The 24,097-nt window shown below is 70.8% G+C and carries 26 protein-coding genes; 15 read left to right on the top strand and 11 right to left on the bottom strand.

Annotation, left to right across the window (positions count from 1 at the left end):
- Nucleotides 1-40: 40 nt before the first annotated feature.
- The 3 genes from NE857_RS19475 (at nt 41) to NE857_RS19465 (ending at nt 2,339) form a co-directional block, all read left to right on the top strand.
- Nucleotides 41-622: a DUF3090 domain-containing protein gene (locus NE857_RS19475; RefSeq protein WP_017581205.1), complete on the top strand. Its 582-nt coding sequence runs from the start codon at nt 41-43 to the stop codon at nt 620-622.
- Between the two features lie 59 nt (nt 623-681).
- Nucleotides 682-1,434, top strand: a complete 753-nt coding sequence (locus NE857_RS19470; protein WP_254422036.1) for an SCO1664 family protein — start codon at nt 682-684, stop codon at nt 1,432-1,434.
- A gap of 101 nt (nt 1,435-1,535) precedes the next feature.
- Complete coding sequence (locus NE857_RS19465) at nt 1,536-2,339, top strand: HAD-IIA family hydrolase (protein WP_254417085.1); 804 nt, start codon at nt 1,536-1,538, stop codon at nt 2,337-2,339.
- Nucleotides 2,340-2,429: 90 nt separating this feature from the next.
- On the opposite strand, the gene NE857_RS19460 is transcribed toward NE857_RS19465, so the two are convergent.
- The gene (locus NE857_RS19460; protein ID WP_017535724.1) at nt 2,430-2,813 is read right to left on the bottom strand and encodes an RNA polymerase-binding protein RbpA; all 384 of its coding nucleotides are present in this window, start codon (nt 2,811-2,813) and stop codon (nt 2,430-2,432) included.
- 600 nt (nt 2,814-3,413) lie between these two features.
- Here NE857_RS19460 and NE857_RS19455 point away from each other — a divergent pair.
- The 12 genes from NE857_RS19455 (at nt 3,414) to NE857_RS19400 (ending at nt 14,240) form a co-directional block, all read left to right on the top strand.
- On the top strand, nt 3,414-4,811 hold the full coding sequence (locus NE857_RS19455) for an ATP-binding protein (RefSeq protein WP_254417084.1): 1,398 nt from the start codon (nt 3,414-3,416) through the stop codon (nt 4,809-4,811).
- The gene (locus tag NE857_RS19450) at nt 4,811-5,215 is read left to right on the top strand and encodes a roadblock/LC7 domain-containing protein (RefSeq protein WP_184364517.1); all 405 of its coding nucleotides are present in this window, start codon (nt 4,811-4,813) and stop codon (nt 5,213-5,215) included. Before NE857_RS19455 ends, NE857_RS19450 begins: the two co-directional genes overlap by 1 nt.
- A complete protein-coding gene (locus NE857_RS19445) occupies nt 5,212-5,568 on the top strand; it encodes a DUF742 domain-containing protein (protein WP_017581210.1) in 357 nt (118 codons plus the stop codon). Before NE857_RS19450 ends, NE857_RS19445 begins: the two co-directional genes overlap by 4 nt.
- Nucleotides 5,549-6,163 carry a GTP-binding protein gene (locus NE857_RS19440; protein ID WP_184364515.1) on the top strand — a complete coding sequence of 205 codons (615 nt, stop codon included), beginning with the start codon at nt 5,549-5,551 and terminating at the stop codon, nt 6,161-6,163. Before NE857_RS19445 ends, NE857_RS19440 begins: the two co-directional genes overlap by 20 nt.
- Entirely contained in the window at nt 6,160-7,374 is a 1,215-nt protein-coding gene (locus NE857_RS19435) for a cytochrome P450 (protein WP_254417083.1), read from the top strand. The genes NE857_RS19440 and NE857_RS19435 overlap by 4 nt, the downstream gene beginning before the upstream one ends.
- Before the next feature lie 105 nt (nt 7,375-7,479).
- Nucleotides 7,480-8,724 (top strand): cytochrome P450 family protein, encoded by a 1,245-nt coding sequence (locus tag NE857_RS19430; protein ID WP_184364513.1) that lies wholly within the window; start codon nt 7,480-7,482, stop codon nt 8,722-8,724.
- 125 nt (nt 8,725-8,849) lie between these two features.
- Nucleotides 8,850-10,067 carry a cytochrome P450 gene (locus tag NE857_RS19425; RefSeq protein ID WP_254417082.1) on the top strand — a complete coding sequence of 406 codons (1,218 nt, stop codon included), beginning with the start codon at nt 8,850-8,852 and terminating at the stop codon, nt 10,065-10,067.
- Entirely contained in the window at nt 10,067-11,317 is a 1,251-nt protein-coding gene (locus NE857_RS19420; RefSeq protein ID WP_254417081.1) for a cytochrome P450 family protein, read from the top strand. The genes NE857_RS19425 and NE857_RS19420 overlap by 1 nt, the downstream gene beginning before the upstream one ends.
- A gap of 83 nt (nt 11,318-11,400) precedes the next feature.
- On the top strand, nt 11,401-11,565 hold the full coding sequence (locus NE857_RS19415) for a cytochrome P450 (protein ID WP_254417080.1): 165 nt from the start codon (nt 11,401-11,403) through the stop codon (nt 11,563-11,565).
- 831 nt (nt 11,566-12,396) lie between these two features.
- Nucleotides 12,397-13,335: a hypothetical protein gene (locus NE857_RS19410; RefSeq protein WP_254417079.1), complete on the top strand. Its 939-nt coding sequence runs from the start codon at nt 12,397-12,399 to the stop codon at nt 13,333-13,335.
- 160 nt (nt 13,336-13,495) lie between these two features.
- On the top strand, nt 13,496-13,714 hold the full coding sequence (locus NE857_RS19405) for a hypothetical protein (RefSeq protein WP_254417078.1): 219 nt from the start codon (nt 13,496-13,498) through the stop codon (nt 13,712-13,714).
- A 61-nt stretch (nt 13,715-13,775) separates the two neighbouring features.
- Nucleotides 13,776-14,240, top strand: a complete 465-nt coding sequence (locus NE857_RS19400) for a hypothetical protein (protein ID WP_254417077.1) — start codon at nt 13,776-13,778, stop codon at nt 14,238-14,240.
- Here NE857_RS19400 and NE857_RS19395 read toward each other — a convergent pair.
- From NE857_RS19395 to NE857_RS19350, 10 genes are all read right to left on the bottom strand, one after another.
- A complete protein-coding gene (locus NE857_RS19395; protein ID WP_254417076.1) occupies nt 14,237-15,910 on the bottom strand; it encodes a glycoside hydrolase family 13 protein in 1,674 nt (557 codons plus the stop codon). The two genes, NE857_RS19400 and NE857_RS19395, sit on opposite strands and share 4 nt — an antisense overlap.
- Nucleotides 15,911-16,065: 155 nt before the next feature.
- Nucleotides 16,066-17,304, bottom strand: coding sequence for a Dyp-type peroxidase (locus NE857_RS19390; RefSeq protein WP_254417075.1), 1,239 nt, complete (start codon nt 17,302-17,304; stop codon nt 16,066-16,068).
- On the bottom strand, nt 17,304-17,855 hold the full coding sequence (locus NE857_RS19385) for a copper chaperone PCu(A)C (protein WP_254417074.1): 552 nt from the start codon (nt 17,853-17,855) through the stop codon (nt 17,304-17,306). Before NE857_RS19385 ends, NE857_RS19390 begins: the two co-directional genes overlap by 1 nt.
- Entirely contained in the window at nt 17,855-18,478 is a 624-nt protein-coding gene (locus NE857_RS19380; protein WP_254417073.1) for a copper resistance CopC family protein, read from the bottom strand. Before NE857_RS19380 ends, NE857_RS19385 begins: the two co-directional genes overlap by 1 nt.
- 144 nt (nt 18,479-18,622) lie before the next feature.
- Nucleotides 18,623-19,405, bottom strand: coding sequence for an anti-sigma factor family protein (locus tag NE857_RS19375; protein WP_254417072.1), 783 nt, complete (start codon nt 19,403-19,405; stop codon nt 18,623-18,625).
- Entirely contained in the window at nt 19,402-19,935 is a 534-nt protein-coding gene (locus tag NE857_RS19370) for a sigma-70 family RNA polymerase sigma factor (RefSeq protein ID WP_254417071.1), read from the bottom strand. The genes NE857_RS19375 and NE857_RS19370 overlap by 4 nt, the downstream gene beginning before the upstream one ends.
- The gene (locus NE857_RS19365) at nt 19,932-20,612 is read right to left on the bottom strand and encodes a YceI family protein (RefSeq protein ID WP_254417070.1); all 681 of its coding nucleotides are present in this window, start codon (nt 20,610-20,612) and stop codon (nt 19,932-19,934) included. Before NE857_RS19365 ends, NE857_RS19370 begins: the two co-directional genes overlap by 4 nt.
- A gap of 164 nt (nt 20,613-20,776) precedes the next feature.
- Complete coding sequence (locus tag NE857_RS19360) at nt 20,777-21,970, bottom strand: hypothetical protein (protein WP_254417069.1); 1,194 nt, start codon at nt 21,968-21,970, stop codon at nt 20,777-20,779.
- Between the two features lie 2 nt (nt 21,971-21,972).
- Entirely contained in the window at nt 21,973-23,280 is a 1,308-nt protein-coding gene (locus NE857_RS19355) for a hypothetical protein (RefSeq protein ID WP_254417068.1), read from the bottom strand.
- Entirely contained in the window at nt 23,277-24,023 is a 747-nt protein-coding gene (locus NE857_RS19350) for a hypothetical protein (protein WP_254417067.1), read from the bottom strand. The genes NE857_RS19355 and NE857_RS19350 overlap by 4 nt, the downstream gene beginning before the upstream one ends.
- Nucleotides 24,024-24,097 lie beyond the last annotated feature (74 nt).

The raw sequence follows: 24,097 nt of genomic DNA, 5'->3' as shown, positions 1-24,097 counted from the left end.
GAATCGCACGGCGTCACCCACATCCCTTAAGGTTCTAGGCATGCCCGTTTTTCAGTTCAATCCGCCGGAGCGGTTCGTCGCCGGAACCGTGGGCCAGCCTGGGGACCGTACCTTCTTCCTCCAGGCCGTCGGCGAGGGCCGTATCACCAGTGTCGTACTGGAGAAGGCCCAGGTGGAGGCTCTGGCCGCCCGTATCGAGGAGTTGCTGGAAGAGGTGCACCGCCGTTTCGGGGCGCCGCCGGACGACGTGGCCCCACCCGAGGACGACGGGCCTCTGGAGCAGCCCATCGAACAGGACTTCCGTGTGGGCACCCTGGCCCTGGCGTGGGACGCCGAGGCGGCCCGCGTGATCATCGAGGCCCAGGAGATCGACGAGACCGCCACCGAGGAACTGGTCGAGGACGACGAGGAGGAGCTGGAGGTCTTCGCCGAGGAGGCCCCCGCCCACCGCGACGTCCTGCGCGTCTACCTCACCCCCGGTGAGGCGCGCGCCTTCGCCGGGCGCGCCCTGAAGGTCGTCTCCGCGGGCCGCCCCGACTGCCCGCTGTGCGGCCGCCCGCTCGACCCGAACGGCCACATCTGCGCGCGTCAGAACGGTTACCGCCCGGACCGGCTCGTCTGAGGCCCCTTCCCGTGGACGACGACACCACCAACCACGCGGGCCCGACCGCCGCGGACCCGCTGCTGTCGGGCAGCACGGCCTTCGGGGGGCTCACCCCCGCCGAGGGCCTGGACCTGCTGCGCCGGGGTGAGATCACCGTGGAGGGCCGCCTGGCCGCGGCCTCCAACGCCACCCTGTACTGCACGGTCTCCGACGGCGTCCGCTCGGCTGTGTGCGTGTACAAGCCGGTGGCGGGGGAACGGCCCCTGTGGGACTTCCCCGACGGAACCCTGGCCGGGCGCGAGGTGTCGGCCTACGCCGTCTCCGAGGCGCTGGGCTGGTCGGTGGTACCGCCGACGGTTCACCGCGACGGCCCCTACGGCGAGGGCATGGTCCAGCTGTGGGTGCACGGCGACACCACGGTGGACCTGGTCGCCCTCTCCCGGGAGACCGAGCACCGGGGACTGCGCCGGATGGCCGTCCTGGACGCGGTCATCAACAACTCCGACCGCAAGATCGGCCACCTGCTGCCCACTTCCGAGGGGCACCTGTACGGCTGCGACCACGGGGTGTCCTTCGCCGAGGACTACAAACTGCGCACGGTCCTGTGGCAGTGGCAGGGCCAGCCCCTCAGCGAGGAGGCCCTGACCGCCCTGACCGAGGTACGCACGCGCCTGCGCCAGCCCGAGGACCCGCTCTCCGCGGAACTGGGCACCCACCTGACCGGCCCCGAGGTCTACGCGGTGCGGGCCCGGGTGGACCTGCTCATCCACCACGGCATCCACCCCTACCCGGCCCCCGACTGGCCCTCCGTCCCCTGGCCCCCGGTGTAGATCCCCTGACGGCCGCACCTGGCCGGTGTGAGCAGCGTCAACCTCGCAACACGCGGCTACCGGCTGGTAGGAATAGCGCCCGTGTCCCGAATACCTGCACAATGGGGCCTGTGAGCAACGAGTGGAACTACCTTTTCGACATGGACGGCGTGCTCGTACGCGAGGAGCACCTGATCCCCGGAGCGGACACGCTCATCGCGGAGCTGCGCGAGCAGGGGACCCCGTTCATGGTGTTGACGAACAACTCCATCTACACCCCGCGTGACCTGCGAGCGCGGCTGCTCAACACGGGACTGGACATCCCCGAGGAGGCGATCTGGACCTCCGCGCTGGCCACCGCCCAGTTCCTCCAGACCCAGCGCCCCGGCGGCTCGGCCTACGTGGTCGGTGAGTCCGGCCTGACCACCGCCCTGCACAACGTGGGCTATGTGATGACCGAGCGCAACCCGGACTACGTGGTGCTCGGGGAGACCCGCACCTACAGCTTCGAGGCCATCACCCGCGCGATCCGGCTGGTGCGCAACGGCGCCCGGTTCATCGCCACCAACCCCGACGAGACCGGGCCCAGCGCCGAGGGGCCGCTGCCCGCGACCGGTGCCGTCGCCGCGCTGATCGAGAAGGCCACCGGCCGCCGCCCCTACTTCGTGGGCAAGCCGAACCCGCTCATGATGCGCTCGGCGCTGCGCCGGATCGGCGCCCACTCGGAGAACACCATCATGGTCGGCGACCGGATGGACACCGACGTGCTCAGCGGCCTGGAGGCCGGTCTGCAGACCCTGCTCGTACTGTCGGGGATCTCCGATCGCGATACCGCCGAGCAGTTCCCCTACCGGCCCACCCGGGTCATCGAGTCGGTCAGGGAACTCGTGGGCAACACCCAGAACCCCTTCGCTGACCAGGACTGAACAGGGTTTGCCCAGGTCCGTCGGACATGACGACGGGGGCGGTGGATCATGTCCACCGCCCCCGTATCCGTCGTCGGCCGGGTGCCTGAGTCAGGCGCTCTGCCGTTGCTTGGCGATCTCCTCGACCTTCGCCGCCTCCTCGCGGCGGCGGGCGCGGAGCAGCTCCAGCCGTTCGGCCAGGACCTCCTCGAGGTCCTCCATGCTTCGGCGTTCCAGCAGCATGTCCCAGTGGGTGCGCACCGGTTTGGTGTTCTTGGGCTCCTCGCCGCCGCCGTCACGGCGCAGCGCCCGGTCGCCGCAGAATCGGCATTCCCATTCTGCGGGGATCTCGGCCTCGGTCGCGAAGGTGACCGAGAAGCGGTGCCCCCGGGTGCAGTCGTAGGTGACTTCCTGCCGGGGAGCCAGGTCGGTGTTGCGGTCGTTCTCGTAGCTCGTCGCCCCGAGCCGTGTGCCGCGAAGTGCTCGCTCGGCCATCGTGTGGGTGCCTCCAGGCGCTTGTGCGGTCTCGCGGGGTGTAACGCGTCGGTCCACGTCAAGATTCCCCGCTGACCTGAGGTCGAACCACTCCGGCGGGCGCGGGACCCCGTCTGTCCCACGAGAGCCTGCGTCCCCGAGCCCCCCGGTGCTTGTGACCTGCACCACTCTAGGGGGCCTTTCTCGAAAGTCCCGGCATCGCCCCCGACACACCGGTCTCACGGTCCCTCGCTTGCCTCCGAGGGGATTTTCGGGTCGTGCGACTTTTCTGTGTCAGTGCAGTTCACGATATGAATCCGAGGATTCGGACAAAGTCCTTCACCGCCATTGCGGCTGCTTCTGGCTTTGGTCGGTGCGGCGCCGGATCGCCTGTCAACGAGGTCCTGTGGTGCAGCCTCGATGAAGAATCGATTGTTCATTGTTCGGACATAGGCGACAGGCGTACTTGATGGTATGTTGACTCGCTGTGTGAAGAAAAAGGCTGGTTGAGGCAAATTTGACCGCCTATTCGACACGCCCTCGCACGTGGATTGCCGGTGCCCGTTCGGCGCGCCCTTCAGCGTGCACAAGGAGTGACGACGTGGCCGGACATGGAGCACCATGACTGACGAGACCCCCCGCCCCCGCGGAGCACTGCCGCCGGGGTCGACCACCCCACGATGGCTGCTCCTTCTGGTTCCGCTCCTTCCGGTCTGGGGCTGGGCGCTCTGGGCCACCTACCCCGACGGGCTGGCGCCGACCCTGGTCACCGGAGGCGTCGCCCTCCTGCTGATCCTCGTCGCGGCCCTCCTCCTCGGACGCCGGGACCGCCTGATCGCCGAACACCGGCTCCAGGCCGAGGGGACCCGCGCCGCCACCGAGGCCTTCGCCGAGGAACACCTGCCCCGCCTGGTCGAACAGCTGCGCGCGGGTGACTCCGCGGACACCGTCCTGCACCGCATGTCCTCCGTTGACGACCCGGCCAACGCCGCCGTCCTGCGCGCCGTCGCCGAGGAGATCTCCGCCGCCGAACGCCGCCGCGCCGCCGCCATGGCCGCCTGCGCCACCGCCGCGGGCCGGGTCCAGGCGCTGACCACCACCATGCTCGCCGACCTGCGCCAGATGCAGGAGCGCTACGGCGACGGCAGCGCCGGATCCGACATCCTCGGCGACCTCATGCAGCTGGACCACACCACCGCCCAGACCGGCCGGATCGCCGACAGCATCGCCATCCTCACCGGGGCCCGTTCGGGCCGCCGCTGGGGCCGCGCCATCCCCATGGAGAGCATCCTGCGCGGGGCCATGAGCCGGATCGGCGCCTACCAGCGGGTGCGCACCCACAACGTCTCCAGCCTCGCAGTCGCCGGTTTCGCGGCCGAGGGCGTCATCCACGCGCTGGCCGAGATCCTCGACAACGCGGCCAAGTTCTCCCCGCCCACCGCCGAGGTCCACGTCCACGTGGAGGAGGTCCAGGCCGGGATCGCCGTCATGGTCGAGGACGGCGGTCTCGTCATGGGCGAGGAGGCGCTGCGCCGGGCCCGCCTCGCGGTGCGCAGCGGTCTCGACATCACCACCATCTCCGGGACGCGCCTGGGTCTGTCGGTCGTCGGTCAGCTCGCCCGCCGCTACGGTCTCGAAGTCTCCTTCCGCTCCTCCTCCAGGGGCGGTACGGCTGTGGTCCTGCTCCTGCCGCAGCGCATCATCAAACCGCTGCCCGCACCCACCGCGCCCCGGCCGACCACCGTCCCCGACAGCTCCGCTCCGGTCCCGGCGGCCTCCCCCAACGGTCCGGCCCCCACCGCTGCGTCCGCCAACACTGTCTCTCCCACCGGCACGGCACCCCTGCCCAGGTCGGAGAACGGCCTGCCGATGCGGCGCCGGGGGCGGACCCTGGCCGCGGCGGAGCGAACCCGGCCCGTCCCCGAGAACACCAGTCCCCCCACCTCGGCGAAGGGGTTCGGCGCGTTCCGCTCTGCGGTGCGCGGCGAGGGGCCCACCGACTCACCGAAGGAAACATGATGGACCTCAAGACGCTGACCTGGCTGCTCGAAGGCCTCCTGGAACGCACACCGGGCACCCGGCACGCGCTGGTGCTCTCCCGCGACGGCCTCAAACTGTGCCACAGCTCGGGACTGGGCGCCGACAGCGCCGACCACCTCGCGGCCATCGCGGCAGGAGTGCAGAGTCTGGCCCACAGCGCGTCGGTGGAGTTCGGGGACGGCCGGGGCGGGGTCCGCCAGGCGATGGCCGAGTTCTACGGCGGTCTGCTGTTCATCGTCGAAGCCGGTCACGGCACCCACCTGGCGGTCATCACCAGCGCGGAGGCCGAGCCGGGGCTGGTCGGCCACAACATGAACGAACTGGTCGAGCAGATGGGTGAGTACCTGACCACGCCGCCCCGAGCCGGGTCCGAGACGGTATGAGCCCACACCGCAGGGAGAGCCCGGACCGGCTCTACGTCATCACCTCGGGCCGCAGCAGCGGAGCCGACGACTCCCTGGACGCCGTGACACTCATCGTCGCGGAGAGCGCGCCCGCGCCCGGGATGCAGTCCGAGCACGCCGACATCCTGCGCCTGTGCGTGAGCCCCATGGCGGTGGTGGAGATCGCCGCCCACCTGCGTCTGCCGGTGACGGTCGTGCGCATCCTGCTCACCGACCTCATCGACACCGGTCGGGTGACCGCGCGTCATCCGGCCCCCGCGCCCTCGCCGGCGCATCCGCTCGCCTCACCGGACGTGTTGGAGAAGGTGCTCGTTGCACTCCACAAGCTCTGAACCCGCTCAAGCCCCCGCGCCGGTCACCCCGCTGGCCGCCAGCACCGAACAGGCCCTGAAGATCGCCGTCGTCGGCGGTTTCGGGGTCGGCAAGACCACCATGGTCCGCTCGGTCAGCGAGATCCGCCCGCTGAACACCGAGGAGACCATGACCCGGGCCGGTGCGGGCGTCGACGACCTCCACGGGGTCGAGGGAAAGCGCACCACCACCGTCGCCTTCGACTTCGGCCGCATCACCCTGGACGAGAGCTCCGTGCTCTACCTCTTCGGGGCACCGGGCCAGGAACGCTTCTGGTTCCTGTGGGACCGGCTGTTCACCGGGGCCCTGGGCGCCGTCGTGCTCGTCGACACCCGCCGCCTGGAGGACTCCTTCTACGCCATCGACCGCCTGGAGGCACAGGGGACCCCCTTCGTGGTGGCGCACAACGACTTCGGCGAGACCACGCACTCACTGGACGAGGTGCGCGCCGCCCTCGACCTGGACCCGGCCATCCCGCTGCAGCGCTGCGACGCCCGCGAGCGCGGCTCCGCCAAACAGGTCCTCATCGCGCTCGTCCACCACGTCCGTTCCCTGATCACGAAAGGCGCCCGATGAGCGGTTGCCCGGTCCGGCTGCACGGCCCGGACTTCCAAGCCGATCCAGGGAGCCTCTACGAGAAGATGCGGGCCGAGCACGGTCCGGTCGTCCCGGTCACCATGGAGGGCGACGTCCCCGCGTGGCTGGTGATCGGTTACCGGGAACTGCACCACGTCCTGAACACCCCCGGCGTGTTCGCGCGCAGCTCCAGCCGCTGGAACGCCTGGCACCTGGTCCCCCAGGACTGGCCGATGCTGCCCATGGTCATCCAGCTGCCCACGGTGCTCTACTCCGAGGGAGCCGACCACCGCCGCCGCGCCGGTGCGGTGAGCGACGCCCTGTCCGGGACCGACCTCCACGAGCTGCGCACGACCACCGCGCGGATGGCCGACCGGCTCATCGACTCCTTCTGCGCCACCACCGGCACGGACCTGCGCACCTCCTACACCGCACGGCTCCCCGCCCTCGTGCTCAGCTGGCTGTACGGACTGGACGACGTGCGCGGCGACCACCTCGCCGACAACATGAACACGATGATCGACGGCGGCCCCGACGCCATGGCGGCCCAGCAGGCCCTGATGGCCGCCATGGCCGAGCTCGTCGCCGAACGCCGCCTCAGACCCGGACCCGACGTCGTCTCCCGCCTGCTCGGCCACCCGGCCGGGTACACCGACGAGGAGGCGGTGCCCGAACTCATCGTGCTGCTGGGCGGCGGGAACCAGCCGACCGCCGAGTGGCTGGGCAACGCGCTGCGGCTGATGTTCACCGACGAACGGTTCGGCGCCTCCATCGCCGGGGCCCGCAGCAGTGTGCAGGAGGCCCTCAACGAGGTTCTGTGGGAGGACACCCCCACCCAGATCCACGCCGGACGCTACGCCGCGCACGACGTGGAGCTGGGCGGACAGTTCATCCGCCAGGGAGACCTGCTGCTCCTCGGGCTCTCCGGCGCCAACCGGGACCCCCTCGTGCGCTCCGCCGCCGCCCGGGGCGGCCACGGCAGCCAGGCCCACCTCTCCTTCTCACACGGTGCCCACCAGTGCCCTTACCCCGCCAGGGAGATCGCCGAGATCATCGCTGTCACGGGGGTGGAGGTCCTGGTGGACCGGCTTCCCGACATCGAACTGGCCATCCCCGAGTCCGAACTCCGCTGGCGCCCCTCCCCGTGGGTGCGCGGGGTGGCCTCCCTGCCCGTCACGTTCACCCCGGCCGAGCCGTACGGAGCCCGTTGACCACCAGACCGGGCGCACCGGACCGGACACCGGTGGCCGTCCCCTCCGGCCTCCCCCGCATCCCCGCACCCCGCATCTCTATCCCGACCCCCGAGGAGTTCACTGATGCCCTGCCCCGTTGAGCACGGTTCCGGCGGAACCGTCACTCTGGACCCCTACGTCAAGAACCTGCGCGCCGAACGCGAGGCCCTGTACGCGGCCGGCCCGATCACCCGCGTCGAACTCCCCGGCGGCGTGACCGCCTGGGCCGCCACCCGCCACGAGGTCGCCCGCGCCACCCTCACCGACCCCCGCCTGGTCAAGGACGTCGCCCACTGGGACGACCTCCAGCAGGGGCGCATCCCCGAGGGCTGGCCGCTGCTCAGCACCATCCCGCCCACCCCCACCAACCTCCTGGGCACCGACGGCGCCGAGCACAAGCGCCTGCGCCTGCTCACCGCCAAGGCCTTCTCCGCGCGCAGCGTCGAGCGCCTGCGGCCGCGTATCCACGACCTCACCAACGACCTCCTGGACTCCCTGGAGCCCAAGGCCGGCGAGCCCCTGGACCTCAAGGGCGAGTTCGCCTTCAAGCTGCCGATGAGCGTGATCGGTGAGCTCTACGGCGTGGACGAGGCCGAACACGGCTACCTGCGCGACATGTACGTGAAGTTCTTCAGCGCGGTCACCTCGCCCGAGGAGTTCATGGAGACGTACGCGGTCCTGGAGCGCTACTACGAGGACATGATCGCGGCCAAGCGCGCCAACCCGGGCGATGACCTGACCACCGAGCTCCTCAACGCCGGGGAGGACGGGGACGCCCTCACCGACCTCGAGGTGCGTGGCACCCTCCAGGTCGTCGTGGCCGCCGGGCACGAGACCACCGTCAACCTGCTGTGCAACGCGGTGCGTGCCCTGCTGGCCCACCCCGAGCAGTTCGACCTGGTCAAGCAGGGCAAGGTCGGTTGGGACGTCGTGGTCGAGGAGACCCTGCGCTTCGACCCGCCCACCTCCAACATGGTCTTCCGCTTCGCCACCGAGGACATCGAGGTCGGCGGGCAGACCATCCGCAAGGGTGAGGCGCTGATGACCTCCTACGGCGCGATCAGCCGCGACCGCGACGAACACGGCGAGGAGCCGCACCCGGACACCTTCGACCTCACCCGTCAGAAGGGACGCCACATCTCCTTCGGCTACGGCCCGCACGTGTGCCCCGGCTCCCACCTGGCCCGCATGGAGGGACAGATCGCCCTGCCCCTGCTGTTCGAGCGCTTCCCGGACCTGAAGCTGGCCGTTCCGGACGACGAGTTGGAGAACCACCCCTCCATCGTGGTCAACAGCCTCAAGGATCTGCCGGTCCTCCTGCGCCCGTAGGCGTCGCCGGACACCCCTGGAGACGCCGGGCCCCGCATCCCCGGCATCTGCTGACCGGGCCCCGACTCGTCGAAACGAGCGGGGCCCTCACCTGACCCGACCCCCAGGCGACGGAGAAGCTACTCATGCCCAACGAACCGGTCCGGTTGCACGATCCGCGGTTCAGCACCGACCGCGGCGGTTTCCACGAGCGGATGCGCGCCGAGCACGGCCCGGTCGTCCCGATCCTGTTGGAGGGCGACATCGCCGCCTGGCTGGTGATCGGCTACACAGAGCTGCACTACGTGCTCAGCGCCCCGGAGCTGTTCGCGCGCAGCTCCTCGCGGTGGAACGGCTGGGACCGTCTACCACCGGAATCACCGCTGCAGACGGTCCTGGCTCCGCTGCCCAACATCCTCTTCGCCGAGGGGGAGGACCACCGGCGCCGCTCCAAGGCGGTCAACGACGCGCTCGACGCCGTCGACCCGCACGAGCTCAGGCGAGTGACCGCCCGGTTCGCGGACCGGCTCGTCGACGCGTTCTGCGGCGACGGCCGGGCCGAACTGCGCACCCAGTACGCCGACCCGCTGCCCAGCCTGGTCCTGGGCTGGCTCTACGGCTTCGACGACGAGGAGATCGACGTCCTTGCCAAGGCGATGAGCGTACTCTTCGACTCCTCCGGCGCGGGGGTGTTCGAGGCCTATACCGAGCTCGTCAGCCGTTTCGGTGCCGCGATCACCGAACGCCGCTCCCGACCCGGAGCGGACGTGATCTCCCGGCTGGTGAGCGACCCGATCGGATACACCGACGAACAGCTCACAGCCGAGCTCATCGCGATCCTGGGCGGCGGTGACCAGCCCACCACCGAATGGCTCGGGAACGCGCTGCGGTTGACGCTGACCGACGAGCGCTTCTCCGCCTCGATGTCCGGCGCCCGCAGCAGTGTGCGCGACGCCCTCACCGAGGTGCTCTGGGAGGACTCGCCGTCCCAGGTCAACGCGGGCCGCTTCGCCGCCCTGGACCTGGAACTGGCCGGAAAACTCATCCGCAAGGGCGACCTGGTGATGCTCGCCTACGGCGCCGCCAACCACGACCCCCGGGTCCGGGGTGCCGGACCCGGCCAGGTGGGCGCCAACCACGCCCACATGTCCTTCTCCCACGGAAAACACGCCTGCCCGCACGCGGCCCAGGGCATCGCCGAACTCATCGCGACCACCGGCATCGAGGTCCTGCTCGACCGGTTGCCCGACCTCGAACTGGCGATTCCCCCGGAGGACCTGCGCTGGCGCCCGTCCCCCTGGGCGCGGGGAGTCGTCTGCCTGCCCGTCACCTTTTCCCCAGCGACGCTTCTCGGAGAGTTCTGATGCCCTGCCCCCTGACCGGAGCCAACGACGCCGAAGTCCCCTTCCTCGACCCCTACCCGGACGACCTCCAGGCCCACCGCGAGGAGCTCTATCAGCAGGGCCCGGTCACCCCGGTCGAGCTGCCGGGCGGAGTGCGGGCCTGGGCCACCACCCACCACGCCGCGGCCAAGGCCACCCTCAACGACCCGCGCTTCGTCAAGGACCCCCACCAATGGGCCGACTTCCAGAACGGGAAGGTCTCCCAGGACTGGCCGTACATGGGTGTGCTCACCTTCGACGGCATCAACATGCTCGGCCTCGACGGCGCCCCGCACCGGCGGATGCGCCGACTCACCGCCCACCCCTTCTCGGCCCGCCGGGTGGAGCGGCTGCGCCCGCACATCGAGCGGATCACCGACGAGTACCTGGACGCCCTCGACAAGCGCGCCCACGAGCCCCTGGACCTGAAGAAGGAGTTCTCCTTCCGGGTGCCGATCACCGTCATCGGCGAGCTCTACGGGGTGCCGGAGGAGGAGTACGACAAGCTCGGCGACCTGTACGCCCCGTTGTTCTTCGTCGACACCGACCCGGGGGAGCACCTCGACCTCTACGCGCAGATCTACCAGTACTTCACCGAGCTGGTCGCGCGCAAGAAGGCCGATCTGGACGCGCACGACGACTTCACCACCGACCTGCTCAGGTCCACGGGGGAGGGCGAGGAGCCGCTCACCGAGGGGGAGGTCATCGTGACCCTGCTGATGGTGGTGGCCGCCGGGCACGAGACCACGGTCAACCTCATCAACAACGTTGTCCGGGCCCTGCTCAACCACCCTGAGGAGCACGCCCGGCTCCGCGCGGGCGAGCTCACCTGGGAGCAGGTGATCGAGGAGACCCTCCGCTACAACCCGCCCAACAACGCGATCCTCTTCCGGTTCGCCACCGAGGACGTGCCCATGGGCGAGGTGACCATCAGCAAGGGCGACGCCCTGGTCACGCACTACGGCGCCATCACCAAGGACCGCGAGGAGTACGGCGAGGACGTGCACGTCTTCGACCCGAGCCGTACCAAGGGCCGTCACATCAGCTTCGGCTACGGCCCGCACATGTGCCCGGGGGCTCCGCTGGCACGCCTGGAGGCGGGCATCGTGCTCCGCAAGCTCTTCGCCCGCTTCCCCGACCTGCGACTGGCCGTCCCGGACCGGGAACTGGAGAACGAGGCGGCGCTCATCGTCAACAGCCTCAAGGAGTTCCCGGTCCTCCTGCGCCCGTAGACATCCACCGGCCGCGGCCGCCCCGGGGCGTGCTCCGAGCGACCGTCCAAAGCCCTGGCCCCCAGTTGACGGAGAAGCCACCGATGCCCAACGAACCGGTCCGGCTGTACGGTCCGGACTTCCAGTCCGACCCCGCCGGACTCTTCGAGAGCGTGCGCTCGGCCCATGGCCCGGTCGTGCGCGTGTTCCTGGACGGAGACGTCCCCGCCTGGCTGGTGCTGGGCTACGGGAGCTCCACCGCGGGCTGAGCACCCCGGAGACCTTCGGCAGTGAGTCCCGCAGGTGGAACGGCCGGGCAGAGGTGCCCCAGGACTGGCCGCTCATGCCCCTGGTGTTCCCGGTCCCGAACGTCCAGCACGCGGAGGGGGACCAGCGCCGGCGGCACGCCCGGATGATCGCGCACCCGGCCGGGTACGGCGACGAGGAGCTCGTCGTCGACCTACTGGCCGTCATCGCCGCCGGTCAGCAGACCACCGCCGACCGGATCGGCAACGCGCTGCGGCTGATGCTCACCGACGGCCGCTTCTCCGCTTCCATGGCCGGGGCCCGCAGCAGCGTCTCGGGGGCCCTGTCCCAGGTGCTGTGGGAGGACAGCCCCTGCCGGATCCACGCGGGCCGGTACGCCGTGCACGACGTGGAACTGGGCAGTCAGCCATCCGCCAGGGCGACCTGGTCCTCCTCAGCCTGGCCGGGGGTAACCGCGATCCGCGGAGGCGCCCGCACGTGTGCCCGGGCGCCCCCTGTCCCGCCTGGAGGCCGGCGTCATCCTGCCGATGCTCTTCGAACGCTTCCCCGACATGACCCTGGAGGTCCACGACGAGGACCTTGGAGCTCAACCCCTCGCTCCTGGTCAACAGCCTCAAGGGACTCCCGGTCCACCTGCGTCCGCAGAGCTAGTCGAGGGGGTTCGGGGGCCGCTTCCGAAGCCGGGGTTCCGGAAGCGGCCCCGAAACCGTGTGCGGGTCAAGTGGTGACAAGGGGATCCCAGGAAATCCTCAAAATCATCTGAAATCGGACTATTGGCCTTATTGCACCCTAAAATCGGCAGTCTGGGTGTCGTGCCGAGGGGGTGTCAGGGTATGCCGAAACCGCCCGCGATTGCCGCCGCCGTCCTGCTGTTCCTCGTGAGCGCCTGCGGCCTGCCCGGGCCGGGGGAGACCGTCCCCACCGCCGACGAGCGCCAGACCTCCGAGCAGCAGGAGCAGAACGAAGACGGCCCTGTCCCCGGCGCGGAGGAACCCGTCAGCAGCCCGGAACCGGAACCCGTGGCACCCGGGGGGCCCGGCGGGCCAGGGGAGCCGGAGCCGGCTGGCGAACCGGGAGAAGCCGGGGAGGCCGAGCCCCCGGAGCCCGCCGCTGAGGACGAGGTCCCCGGCGAGGCGGCCGAGTACATGGCCGCCCTCGCCGCCGCCGACGACCCCGAGCGGATGCGCGAAGGGCTGAGTCTGACCGCCGAGGACTCCACCGCCCACACCTACCTGCGCCACTTCGTCCAGGTGTTCAGTGCCTGGGACAGCGCCGGGCACACCTATCCAGGCTCCTCACTGACCCCCACCGAAGAGGGCTTCGAACTCTGCCAGGAGGAAGCCGAAGGTCCGGTATGCGCCGACTTCACCCGTTTCACCGCCGAGGACGGCCTGATCACCGGCTTCCTGGTCAACGGTGCGGACCCGGGCAAACGCCTGGTCTCCGGAAGCGGGGTCGCGGCCAGCTCCGAGGGCGTGGACGTCCACCTGCTCACCGCCTACCAGGGCGTCACCGACGACGTCCTGGTCGTCACCGCCGAGTTCACCACGGTCGACAACGTCGACCTCGACCTGTTCGGCGCCACCTACACCGCCCCGGACGGCCGTGAGTACCGGGCCGAGGAGGCGGTGGGGGAGTACGACCTGGATGCCGGAGCCGCCACCCAGACCGCCCTGTTCTTCACCGGCCCCGAGGTCGGCGGGGACCTGTCCGTGACCGGCTGCCTCGAGGAGTGCTTCGCCCTGGTCGACCTGGACTTCCCCGTGAAGTAGGCCGGGCCCCACTCACGGGAGGTACGAATCGGAGCATTCCCAAGAATTGTGGGCGGATCCCGCGTCATGACCCGGGCGCGGGCCCGTACCCCAGGTGAAAGGCCTGGTCCCGCCGCTGAGGTCGGACGCTGAGCACCCTCGTAGACAAGGAGATCCGGACATGATGGCACCCGCTTCCGAGGCTTTCGAGCAGAGCCCCGCCCCCGCCACCGGTTCGGCGACCGGACCCGCGCGGCCCGCGGGCACCGCGAAGAGCCCGACCACGCAGCCCTTCGCCCGCACCGACCACGCACGGCTCAGACTCACCTTCTCCCACCTGCGTCGCCTCACCGACCTCAGATACGAGACCACCCACGACCGCTTCGAACAGTCCGAATAGTGCGTGCCGCGGCGGGCCGCCCCCACCACGAGAACCCAAGCCCACCGGAGGCCCGCCCACTGTGCCGCGCCCCGGATGGGTGGACACGGTCCTGCCCGCCCGGCAGTGCGATGTGAGTGAACTGGGTGTCCACAGCGTGTTGCCCGGCCCTGAGGGCGCAGGGCTGTCGCCCTGTGCGCCCAGGGACGCGGACGACGAACTCGATCAGCGCCTGGCCACGGCTGCGGCCTCACCGCGCGGCGGTCTGGTATTGGTGACCGGACCCTCCGCCGCGGGCAAGCCCCGTGCCCTGGCAGCCGCGTTGGGCCGCACCCTGCCCGAGCGGATGCTGGTGGCCCCGCCCGAGGACGCCGACCTGCTGCCGCCCGTTGCCCTTCGCCGAGCTCGCTTCCAGGAGAACCGGGAGGTGAGCGACCTCCACGGCCCGCGTGACCCCGGGCTCGTTCGCGGTGACACAAGACCGGCCTCAGACAGGAGAGGGGAGGGGCACCTGCGGTACCCCTCCGTGCGTCTTCTCGGTCTCTAGGCCCGCAGCCACACCGTCGTGGCTCCGGGCAAGAGCCCGCCCGTCAACGGCGTGCTCGACAGCAGGACCTCGCCCTCCGGCAGATCGACCGGCAGGTCGCCGAAGTTGGTCACGCACAGCCACCCGCCCGGGCGGCGGAACGCCAGTACCTGCCCGGTCCCGGTCTCCACCCACTCCAGTGACTCCTCTCCCTGGAGGCTGCGCCGCAGGTCCAGCGCTTTCCGGTAGAGGTTCAGCGTGGACCCCTGATCCCCCTCCTGCACCGAAACCGCGTAGTGGGCGAACCACGGTGGCTGGGGCAGGTGCGCCCGCCCCGGACCGAACCCCAAGGACGGTCCCTCCGTGGTCCAGGGGATCGGCACCCGGCAGCCGTCCCGGCCCACCGAGACCTCGCGGCCGCGGAAGAAGGCGGGATCCTGGCGGGCCTCGTCCGGGATCTCGGCCACCTCGTGCAGCCCCAGCTCCTCACCCTGGTACAGATAGGCGCTGCCGGGCAGGGCCAGCTTGAACAGCGTGGCCGCGCGTGCCCGCCGCAGCCCCGCCGCGGCGTCCAGCACCGGCTCACGCCCGCCGTTCAACAGCCACCGGACCCCGATCCGGCCCTCGCCCCCCAGCGCGTGCGGAAGCCCGTAGCGCGTGGCGTGGCGCACGACGTCGTGGTTGGAGAGGACCCAGGTGGACGAGGACCCGACCTTTCGAGCCGACTCGAGGTTGAAGGTGACGATCTCCCTGAACTCCCCGGCGTCGAAGTTCGCCTCCAGCAGGTCGAAGTTGAACGCCTGCCCCAAACCACGCGGGCTGGCGTAGCGCGCCCGCCGCTCCGGTGCCACCCACGCCTCGGCGATACCGAAACGCGGCGGGTCGTACTCGTCGAAGACCTCGCGCCAAGCCTCGTAGACCTCGTGCACCTCGTCCCGGTCCAGGAGGGGATGGTGTCCGTCCTGGGGTGTCGCGTCCAGTTCGGCCTGGGTGGGCAGCTTCTCCGGCAGGTTCTTGACGAGCCCGTTGGCGACGTCGACCCGGAAACCGTGCACCCCGCGGTCGGACCAGAACCGCAGCGTCCGCAGGAAGTCCTCGCGCACCTGCGGATGGTCCCAGTTCAGGTCCGGTTGCTCCCTGGCGAAGGTGTGCAGGTACCACTGACCGTCGGGGACCCGCGTCCAGGCAGGCCCCCCGAAGGCCGACGTCCAGTCCGCCGGAGGCAGGGAACCGTCGGGCCCGTTGCCCTCCCGGAAGATGTAGCGGTCCCGCGCGGGGGAGCCCGGTGGCGCGGCCAACGCCTCACGGAACCACATGTGCCGGTCCGAGGAGTGGTTGGGCACGATGTCCACGACGAGCTTGATCCCGGCGGCGGAGAGCGCCGCCGCCATGGCGTCGAAGTCGTCCAGGGTGCCGATCTTGGGGTCCACGTCGCGGTAGTCGTCCACGTCATAGCCCCCGTCGGCCAGCGCCGAGGGGTAGAACGGGCTCAGCCAGACCGCGTCCACACCCAGGTCCCGCAGATAGGGCACCCGCGAGGTGATCCCCCGCAGGTCCCCGATCCCGTTGCCGTCGGCGTCAGCGAACGAGCGCGGATAGATCTGGTAGACGACGGCCTGGCGCCACCAGTCGGGGTCGACGGCGAGCTCCGCCGGCAGACCGCTCTCACCGGCGGTGGTACGGAAGGTCAAGGGGCCCCCTTCGGGTCGGTGTTCGGAAAACCTGGATGGTCCCTCCGGAGTTGTTCCATCCGGCGCACCGCTGAACACCCGAACCCGTTGGTCGATCAGGGGAACAAGAGGACCATCGCGACGGCTGTGCGCTCCCGTTCCGGGGCCCCAGGACCTCAGCGGTCGAAGAGCGTCTCGCCCACGAACCCCCCTTCGGCACATCCCGGCGGGATGGCGAAGACCGCCGAGCCGATGTGGGTGATCCACTCGTTGAGCAGGTCGAGCCGGTCCAGACGGCGCTGGATCGGCACGAACTGGCGGTCCGGGTCCCGCTGGTAGCAGACGAACAGCAGCCCCGCGTCATCTCCGTCCGCGCCCCCGACCGCCGACTCGTAGTTGTAGGCGCGGCGGAAGATCCGTTCGTCCGGGTCCTCCGAGCGCGCGCGGCGGATGTGGGCGTACTCGGCGATCACCGGGAAGCCGAGCGGGGTCACCGCGTCGAGATCAGGTTCGTCGTGCTCCTCCGCGCCGGTGAGCGGGGCGCCGTTGTCCAGGCGGCGCCCCACCGAGTCCTCCCTGCCCGGCCGGTCCAGTCGGTCCCACCCGTCCAGGTCCATGGAGATCCGACGCAGCACCATGGCGGTACCGCCCCGGAGCCAGCCGGGGCCGTCAGTGTCACACCACACCAGCGGATCGAAGTCCGCCTCGTCCGCCTCCGGGTTGACGGTGCCGTCGACCTGGCCCATGAGGTTGCGCATGGTGGTCCCCGCCGGCTCCGTGCCGTGGGAGCGCCGGAAGCCCTCCTGGGCCCAGCGCACGGAACCGAAGGCCCGCACGTCCTTGAGCAGCATGCGCGCCGCGTGCGAGAGCGTCACCGGGTCGTCGCAGCACACCTGGAGCAGGAGGTCGCCGTGGGACCAGCGGTCCTCCAACCGGTCGGTGTCGAAGGCGGGCAGTGGACCCAGCCACGCGGGGACCGCCTCCGGGTCCACCCGTTCGACCAGGCCGGGGCCGAACCCCAGGGTGACGGTCAGCCCGGCGGGGGCGAGGGCGAGTTCGGGTTCGGTGTCGGCCAGCGCCGCCCTGCCCTGGGTCAGTCGGGCGGCGTCGTCGGAGAGCAGGGACAGCAGCCGCCGCACCCCGTCGGCGTCGACCTCCTCGTGCAGGTCGACGCCGATGAACCGTGCGTTGGCCTGGGGCGGGGTCGCGATCCCCGCCTGGTGAGCACCGTGGAAGGGGTGGGTGCGCCCGCCGTGCACCGGGTCCGCGTCCGGTGCTTCCCCGGCCGCGGAACGCAGCGACCGGACCAGGGCGTCGCTACCGGTCAGGGCCACCGCACCGGCCCCGGCCGCGGCCGCACCGCCCAGGAGCACGCGCCTGCGGGAGGGCCCGGGGCGCTGTTCGTCGGGGCTCATCAGTGGTCCCCGTGGTAGCTCTCGTTGGCCCCCTCGAAGTCCTTCACCGGGGCGGTGAACTCGTGCGTGGAGCCGTCGTCGAACTCCAGGGTCACGGTCACCTCCGCGCCGGGTTCCAGGTCCTGGTCGAGCCCCATGAACATGATGTGGTCGGCGCCCGGGGAGAGTTCGTGCTCGCTTCCCGCGGGCACGGTGAACCCGCCGTCCTTCTCCCGCATGAGCATGTTGCCGTCGTCGCCGCTGACCACCTCGTGGAGTTCGATCAGTTCGGAGACCCCGTCGGCCCGGGCAGCGACCAGGACGGCGTCCTGGTCGCCCCCGTTGCTGAGGATGCCGAAGGCGGCGGTCATCCCGTCGTCGGCGTCAGCGGCCTTGACCCAGGGGTCGGTGACGGTGACCAGGTCGGCCTGGAGCGCGCCCTGTTCGATCTCGGTGTCGTCATCGCCCGCCACGGGCTCGGCCGAAGCGCAGCCGCTGAGGGCCAGGGCGGCAGCAGTGGCCAGCGGAAGAAGGCGCAGCGGAAGAAGGTACGAACGCGCGGAGGTGGTCATCACTGGGAGTCCTTGTCGGTAGTGGTGGCGACTGGGCTGGTGCTGCCAGCCGTGTGTTGTCGACGCCGCAGGTACAGCGCGGCGAGGTAGAGGAGGAGACCGCCCAGGGCCCCGACCAGGGCCAGAACCGCGGTCCGCGGAACAGGGTCCGCGACCGGCCCGGAAGCGACCGGTTCCTGTGCGGGGGAGCTCTCTCCCGGCTCCTCTTCGGGGACCGCGTCCAGTGGCGGAGGCGGCGGCCCGCCCTCACCCACCTCGAACGTGAACGATCCGCTGATCGGGTGGCCGTCACTGGAGACCACCCGCCAGCGCACCGCGTAGCCGCCCTCGGCGACCTCCCCGGGCAGCTCGACGCTGACGTCATGGCCCCGCACGAGCGGTTCGGTGGTGTGGACGGCCTCCGCTCGGGAGTCCAGGACCAGCACGGCCGTGGACACGTCCATCACCTCGCCGCTGAAGGTGAGCACGACCTCCTCGGGTGCGGACCGCAGGCTCTGGCCGTCCTCGGGGGCCGAGGCGACCAGGGCGTCGTGGGCCGAGGCCGGTACCGGGACCAGGACCGCGGCCAGTGTCGGGATCAGGATCGCGGCGGTGGCTGACAGGGCGCGGGCGAACACACCCATGAACCCCCTCCTCGCTGTGGTGACGCAACGGTGGTCACCATGAGAAGTCGTTCGCCGGGCCCTGAGGGTTCCCACGGGTTCTGCTTTTTCTCCCTACGAAAGAGGGGGCCGCCGACCCGCGTCGGCGGCCCCCTCCAAGGCGGCTCACACCTGGCCTGAGGCCAGCGTGTAGTCCGCACCCTCCAACCCGATTTCGACGCTGTCGATCCGTTCCAACGGCAGGGCGGAGGAGGCGCCCAACCCGGTGGAGGTCTCGCTGTCGGTCCAGGACCACGTCGCGGCGACCGACCGTTGCCCGTCGTCGTCGACGAGCACGAGTGTGTAGACGTCCTCCTCCTGCCAACCCCGCCCGTCCCCGTCCTCTTCGGCCACGGGGTAGTCACAGCTCCAGTCGAACCGGGTGCCCCAGGCCGTGGGGGTGATGACCAACGACGCCCGGATCTCGGTCTGGCCGGTCGGCAGCAGCTCGACGGAGGCCGGGGCGCTGGTCGCCTGCGGGGTGTCGGTGCTCCCTGGACCGGCCAGGGAGGCGGCCCGCCCCACCGCCCATCCGCCCGCTCCGGCCACGAGAACGACCCCGGCGGCCACGGTGGCGAACAGGGCGCGAACGCGGGACCGGCGGCGCCGCGCCGCGTCGGCGACCCGCGAGAGCGGTGGCACCGGCGTACCGGGAGCGCCGTGCTGCCCGCCCGGTTCGGTGTCCCCGTCCCCGTTACCCCTGCCCTCTCCGGCGTCCGCGGTGGTGGATACGGCCTGTTCGAACGGGACCGCGCCCAGCAGGCCGGGCATTCCGGCCATTTCAGTCACCGCGCTCCGGCACTCGGCGCAGACCGCCAGGTGTCGCTCGAACTCACGTCGCTCCTCCGGGTCCAGCACCCCCAGCACATAGGAGGCGTCCCACTCGCGGTACCGGTCCTCGGAGGTCATGACGTGACTCCCTTCTCCTGTAGGGCCAGGCGCATGGCCCGCAGCGCGTAGTGCAGCCGGGACTTCACCGTTCCGGCGGGTATCCCCAGCTCCGCGGCGAGTTCGCGCACCGACCGGCCACGGTAGTAGGCACCCACCACCACGGCCCGGTGTTCGTCGGACAGACCCGTGAGCGCGTCCGCGACCAGCCACGAGTCCAGTACCGACCGGCTGCCGTCGGCCTGTGCGCCCTCGGGCGGATCCCCGGTCGTGAGTTCACGGGACCGGCGGGCGCTGCGCATCTCGTCGATGACGAGGTTGCGGGCGACCGTGTACAGCCACGGGCGGACCTGGTCCTCGCCTCGCGCCATGATCTCCGGGTGGCGCCAGGCGCGCAGCAGGGTCTCCTGGACCACGTCCTGGGCCAGGGGGAGGTCGCCGGACAACCGCAGCACGAAACGGTACAGCCGGTCGGCGTACCTCGAGTGCAGGGCGCGCAGCAGGTCGTCGGAGGGGGCGACGCCCAGACCTCGAAGGTGGTCGTCGGTCATTGTTCTCGGACGAGGTCGAGAAGGAACTCGACCGCACCCTCGTCCTCAACGGTCACGAAACCGAGGTCGGGGGCCTCGACACCGAAGTCCGCGAAGGCGATGGGGATGCTTCCGGCGACCTGTGCCCCGGCGTCGGTGACGCCTACCCGCGCTTCGAGCGTCACCGGCTGGGCGACGCCACGGATCGTCAGGTCCCCGGACAGCGCCACACTGTCGTCCCCGGGCGTGAGCTCCACCGGGCCGGTCAGAGCGAACTCCGAGGTCGGGTATGTCCCGACGTCCAACGCGCTGTCGCGGAAGTAGCCGTCCCTGGCCGACTCGTCCGTGGTGACACTCGCCATGTCCACGGTGATCGTCGCCGCGGTGATCGAGCCTTCGGTCACGGTCACCGCGCCCTGGACCTGGGGGGTGCGTCCGGTCACGGTCACCTCCTGGCCGTTCAGGATCTCGTCCACGCGGTACCCGGCGTAGGAGTCACCTTCCGCCACCGTCCACGTGCCCTCGAAGTCCGCCACGTCGAGGTCTGCGGTGTCCCCCGAACCCTCGATGACGGGCGCGTCCTGAACCCGTTGTTCGGCGCGCTCCGCGTACAGGCGCGGGCCGAGGGCGAAAGCGGCCCCCGCCAGAACCACCACCGCCGCGCCCGATCCCAGCGCGATCTTCGCTCCGGTTCGCATGTGTCCCTCACCTCGGTCGTCCACCGGCCGCCGCGGAACCGGGCGGCCTCTCTACCCCAGGGAACGGGACAGGGGGCCGAGCGGTTCAACGGTTTCGGCAGACAAAAAAGGGGCGCTCCCGGCCGGGCGATCGGCCAGGGGCGCCCCCGGGACTCCGCGGTCTCCTAACTCCGGAGCTCACCCCGCAGGATCCGGGCGGCCAGGTCCGGAGCCAGCGTCCCGTACCCGGTCGCCGCCCACACGCTCCGCTCCGCGGGCACCGCGAAGTACGGCATCGGCCGCGGCCCGGAGGAGTCCGTGACCGCCTCCGGGTTCCGGTGCTCACGGATCGCACGCCGACAGGTACGGCAGGCCAGGAGCCTGACCGAGGCGAACGAGGCGGGCGCCCGCCAGCGCACGTGGGCCGTGCCCTCGACGTGCCGTGGGTCGAAGAAGCAGTGGCCGGGGCTGGCCTTCCCGTCCAGGGCGGCCTCACACTGGTCCAACAGCACCTTCACCCCCACCAGGTCGGACATGTCGTCGACGCTGTCCATGACCTTGGCGGCGGCCTCATAGGCCTCCAGCGCGGCCTGAACCCGTTCGCCACCGCCGTGTTGTTCCGCCACCCGCCGCCCGCAGTCGGTGAGGCGCACGGTCAGCTCGTCGCGCTTGACCTCGCGCTGCGTGGTGTCGACGGTGTCGAGCACCGCCTCACTGAGCGGCACGACCCGGATCGGTCGCCGCGACCGGCGGCGCACCCCCCACACGACCAGTGTGGTCAGAGCCAGTACCCCGACGATCCCCGCACCCCAGAGCACGACCTCGACCGCGGCAGCTGACGGCTCCGAGGAGGGTTCCGACATGGCTCGGTAGGCCTCGGCGGCCGCCCCGTCCTCCTTGAGCAGGTCGATGGCGAAGCGCAGGCGTTCGGACAGGGGAGACTGGGCCAGTTCGGGGTGGTCGTTGGCTACCGCGGCGGCCATCCGGGCGACGCCCAGACCGTCCACCGTCTCGGGGTCCATACCGCTCTGTACACCGTGGACGGTGTACATGTCGGTGCCCACCACCAGGTAGTAGCCCTCCTGGTCCCGGTGGTCGGCCAGACCCTGAGCCTTGGCCTGGATGTCCACCTCCCAGGGCTCGATGACCAGGAAGACGGGGACCCTGGGGCGGTTGAGGGTCATGCCCAGATCGCGCTCCTCCCTGATGGAGAACTCGCTTCTGAGTTCGGGGCTGACATAGGTCGGCCCCGTGGCCAGGACGTGCACGATCCGCTCGGACTGTTCCCCGTTCCAGGCGCTGTCGGCCGCGGCGGGTGCGGTCCAGGACATCAGGGCGAGGAGTGCCAGCGTCACCGCCGCCACCAGGGTGCGCGTCATGCTCAGACTCCGATCTCGCGGCGGGCCCGTTCGAAGGGCTCACTGATGCTGAAGGTGTGCTTGGCCCAAACGCCGTCGTAGTCGCGGAAGTAGGTGTAGCGCGGGCCGAAGAAGTCGAGGGTGAACCGCGGGCCGACACGGACCATGAGGATCTCGCCCATCACCGACTCCCGCCGTTCACAGCGGTCGCAGAGCTCCCAGACCCTGAAGCGCCCGCCCAGAGCGAGGCGGGTGCGATGCGAGGCCGTCCCGTGCAGTGGGTTGACCTGGCAGGGGCGCAGGTGGGGCTGGTCGGGGTGTTCCAGGGCCCGCTCCCCGTGCCGGGCCAGGACGACCGCGCAGACCAGCGCGCTGGGCGGCAATACAGGGGAGAGGGCGATCAGCCCGGCCGCGTCGTAGGCCTCGCGTGCCAGGCCCAGCCCGGGGTGGTCGACGGGGGCGCTCTCGATCCGGTGCCGGAGAATTCTCAGCTCACGCGTCAGGAGCGGACGCAGCCGCCACGGCCGCAGCCGGTTGGGGACCCGCGCCGCGGTGCCGCTGGAGCTGGAGTGGGTCTGCGCGCCGAACCTCCTGCGCAGGGACTCGACGGGTCGGGGGACATACCTTGCCCACAGCCGTGCGATCGCCTTGCGCACCTCGCGCGGGACGCAGAGGAAGACCAGCGCGGTGACCAGGCCCACCATCAGCCCGAAGGCGGCATCGCTCCACCATCGGTCCCCCGGCCTGGGAGGCGTGACCGTTGTGAAGCCGTGGTCGGGTTCTGGATCGCGGACGAGTGCGGTGGCGCTCACGTGGACCCGCGGTGACTCCCTCAGCTGTTCGACGAGGGTCTCCACCGCGCGCTCGGGCCCCAGGCGTAGGAAGGGGATCGCCTGATCTGTGTCGATCCGCGGGGTGAGGGCGCTGTCGAAGGCCGCCGTGGCCACGCGGTGGTCGTCGGTGACCGCGACGTACACCCCGTCGGCCCCGGACAGCTCGTGGAGGGCGTGCAGGAAGAGGGTGGGCTGACCCCCCGTTTCGTCGGAGGCCACCGAAGGCTGGAAGACCACGTACAGCGGTGTGTCCTCGGGTAGTCCCTCGGCGACCAGGGCGCTCAGTTCCTCGCGTTCGTCCGGGACCGGCTGCCTGGGGGTGGCGGGGTGGATGTACAACGGGTCGTCCGCGAGGGCCTCGGCCACCCGTGCCACCCGGGACCAGTCGTCGATGTCCTGGACGCGCTCAGGGGCATCGGCCGGCGCCGGGGCGGCGGAGGAGCACAGGATCGCGGCGGCCGCCAGCAGGATGACCGACGTGCGCTTGTGAGCCCTCACGAGTCCGCCTTCCCCACGCGGGCGCGTCGGCGTCGCAGGAACCCCGCGGTGAGGGCCACCGCCGCCCATGCCGTCAGGACACCTGTGGCCACCGCCGCGGTGGACGTCCAGCTCACGGCCAGCCAGCGCTGGGTGGGCAAGCCCGGGGTGGCGTCGTTGCGCGGATCCGCCCGGTACCGGCCCTCCGTGATCACCTCGTATTCGACCTCGGCGACCGCCGTGCGCTTCTCCAGGTGCCGGTACTGGGCGGCACGCAGTACGCGGGCGAGCTGGTCGCGCGGGTCCGCTGGGCGAGAGCCGGTGTAGTAGGCGTACTGAACGGCGTCCTCGGGGATCTCGCCGAGCCTCCCGCGGCTCATCCCCACGTGGTTGCTGTTGGGCGAGAGGACCAGGACCGGGGCCTGGAGGTGGTTGGCGACCGCGTGGGCCAACACGTCCAGGCGCACTTTGTGGGCGGGGTCGCCGACCACCAGGACGTTGTTCCGGTATTCGTGTTCGGCCAGCTGGGCGCGCAGGTCCTCGGCAACCTCGTGCCGGTCGAGAACACCAGCGAGCTCCTCCTCGATGAACACGCCCTCGTGTTCCTCCAGCATGCGGGCGTAGAAGTTCTCCAGCGCACCGCTTTCGTCGCGCGGCGCGCTGGCCTGGGCGGCCGTGGGGGACGGCAACGGGGAGACCAGCAGCGCCCCGGCCAGCAGAAACAACAGGGCCACGGTGCCCAGGACAGTTGGGGGATGTCGCATAGGGGGCTTCCAAGGTCCTTTGTGATTTTTGTGGTTACCAACCTAAGCCCAGGTCCGGGCGTCGCGTTCGAGGG

Origin of the sequence: Nocardiopsis exhalans (assembly GCF_024134545.1) — a bacterium.
Taxonomy (GTDB): domain Bacteria; phylum Actinomycetota; class Actinomycetes; order Streptosporangiales; family Streptosporangiaceae; genus Nocardiopsis; species Nocardiopsis exhalans.
This window is presented reverse-complemented; position numbering and strand designations above follow the sequence as displayed.

Excerpts from the sequence above, each read along its gene's own strand:
- NE857_RS19475 (WP_017581205.1), top strand. The coding sequence starts at position 41 with ATGCCCGTTTTTCAGTTCAATCCGCCGGAGCGGTTCGTCGCCGGAACC.
- NE857_RS19465 (WP_254417085.1), top strand. The coding sequence starts at position 1,536 with ATGGGGCCTGTGAGCAACGAGTGGAACTACCTTTTCGACATGGACGGC.
- NE857_RS19460 (WP_017535724.1), bottom strand. The coding sequence starts at position 2,813 with ATGGCCGAGCGAGCACTTCGCGGCACACGGCTCGGGGCGACGAGCTAC.
- NE857_RS19455 (WP_254417084.1), top strand. The coding sequence starts at position 3,414 with ATGACTGACGAGACCCCCCGCCCCCGCGGAGCACTGCCGCCGGGGTCG.
- NE857_RS19450 (WP_184364517.1), top strand. The coding sequence starts at position 4,811 with ATGGACCTCAAGACGCTGACCTGGCTGCTCGAAGGCCTCCTGGAACGC.
- NE857_RS19445 (WP_017581210.1), top strand. The coding sequence starts at position 5,212 with ATGAGCCCACACCGCAGGGAGAGCCCGGACCGGCTCTACGTCATCACC.
- NE857_RS19435 (WP_254417083.1), top strand. The coding sequence starts at position 6,160 with ATGAGCGGTTGCCCGGTCCGGCTGCACGGCCCGGACTTCCAAGCCGAT.
- NE857_RS19430 (WP_184364513.1), top strand. The coding sequence starts at position 7,480 with ATGCCCTGCCCCGTTGAGCACGGTTCCGGCGGAACCGTCACTCTGGAC.
- NE857_RS19425 (WP_254417082.1), top strand. The coding sequence starts at position 8,850 with ATGCCCAACGAACCGGTCCGGTTGCACGATCCGCGGTTCAGCACCGAC.
- NE857_RS19420 (WP_254417081.1), top strand. The coding sequence starts at position 10,067 with ATGCCCTGCCCCCTGACCGGAGCCAACGACGCCGAAGTCCCCTTCCTC.
- NE857_RS19415 (WP_254417080.1), top strand. The coding sequence starts at position 11,401 with ATGCCCAACGAACCGGTCCGGCTGTACGGTCCGGACTTCCAGTCCGAC.
- NE857_RS19410 (WP_254417079.1), top strand. The coding sequence starts at position 12,397 with ATGCCGAAACCGCCCGCGATTGCCGCCGCCGTCCTGCTGTTCCTCGTG.
- NE857_RS19405 (WP_254417078.1), top strand. The coding sequence starts at position 13,496 with ATGATGGCACCCGCTTCCGAGGCTTTCGAGCAGAGCCCCGCCCCCGCC.
- NE857_RS19390 (WP_254417075.1), bottom strand. The coding sequence starts at position 17,304 with ATGAGCCCCGACGAACAGCGCCCCGGGCCCTCCCGCAGGCGCGTGCTC.
- NE857_RS19385 (WP_254417074.1), bottom strand. The coding sequence starts at position 17,855 with ATGACCACCTCCGCGCGTTCGTACCTTCTTCCGCTGCGCCTTCTTCCG.
- NE857_RS19380 (WP_254417073.1), bottom strand. The coding sequence starts at position 18,478 with ATGGGTGTGTTCGCCCGCGCCCTGTCAGCCACCGCCGCGATCCTGATC.
- NE857_RS19375 (WP_254417072.1), bottom strand. The coding sequence starts at position 19,405 with ATGACCTCCGAGGACCGGTACCGCGAGTGGGACGCCTCCTATGTGCTG.
- NE857_RS19370 (WP_254417071.1), bottom strand. The coding sequence starts at position 19,935 with ATGACCGACGACCACCTTCGAGGTCTGGGCGTCGCCCCCTCCGACGAC.
- NE857_RS19365 (WP_254417070.1), bottom strand. The coding sequence starts at position 20,612 with ATGCGAACCGGAGCGAAGATCGCGCTGGGATCGGGCGCGGCGGTGGTG.
- NE857_RS19360 (WP_254417069.1), bottom strand. The coding sequence starts at position 21,970 with ATGACGCGCACCCTGGTGGCGGCGGTGACGCTGGCACTCCTCGCCCTG.
- NE857_RS19350 (WP_254417067.1), bottom strand. The coding sequence starts at position 24,023 with ATGCGACATCCCCCAACTGTCCTGGGCACCGTGGCCCTGTTGTTTCTG.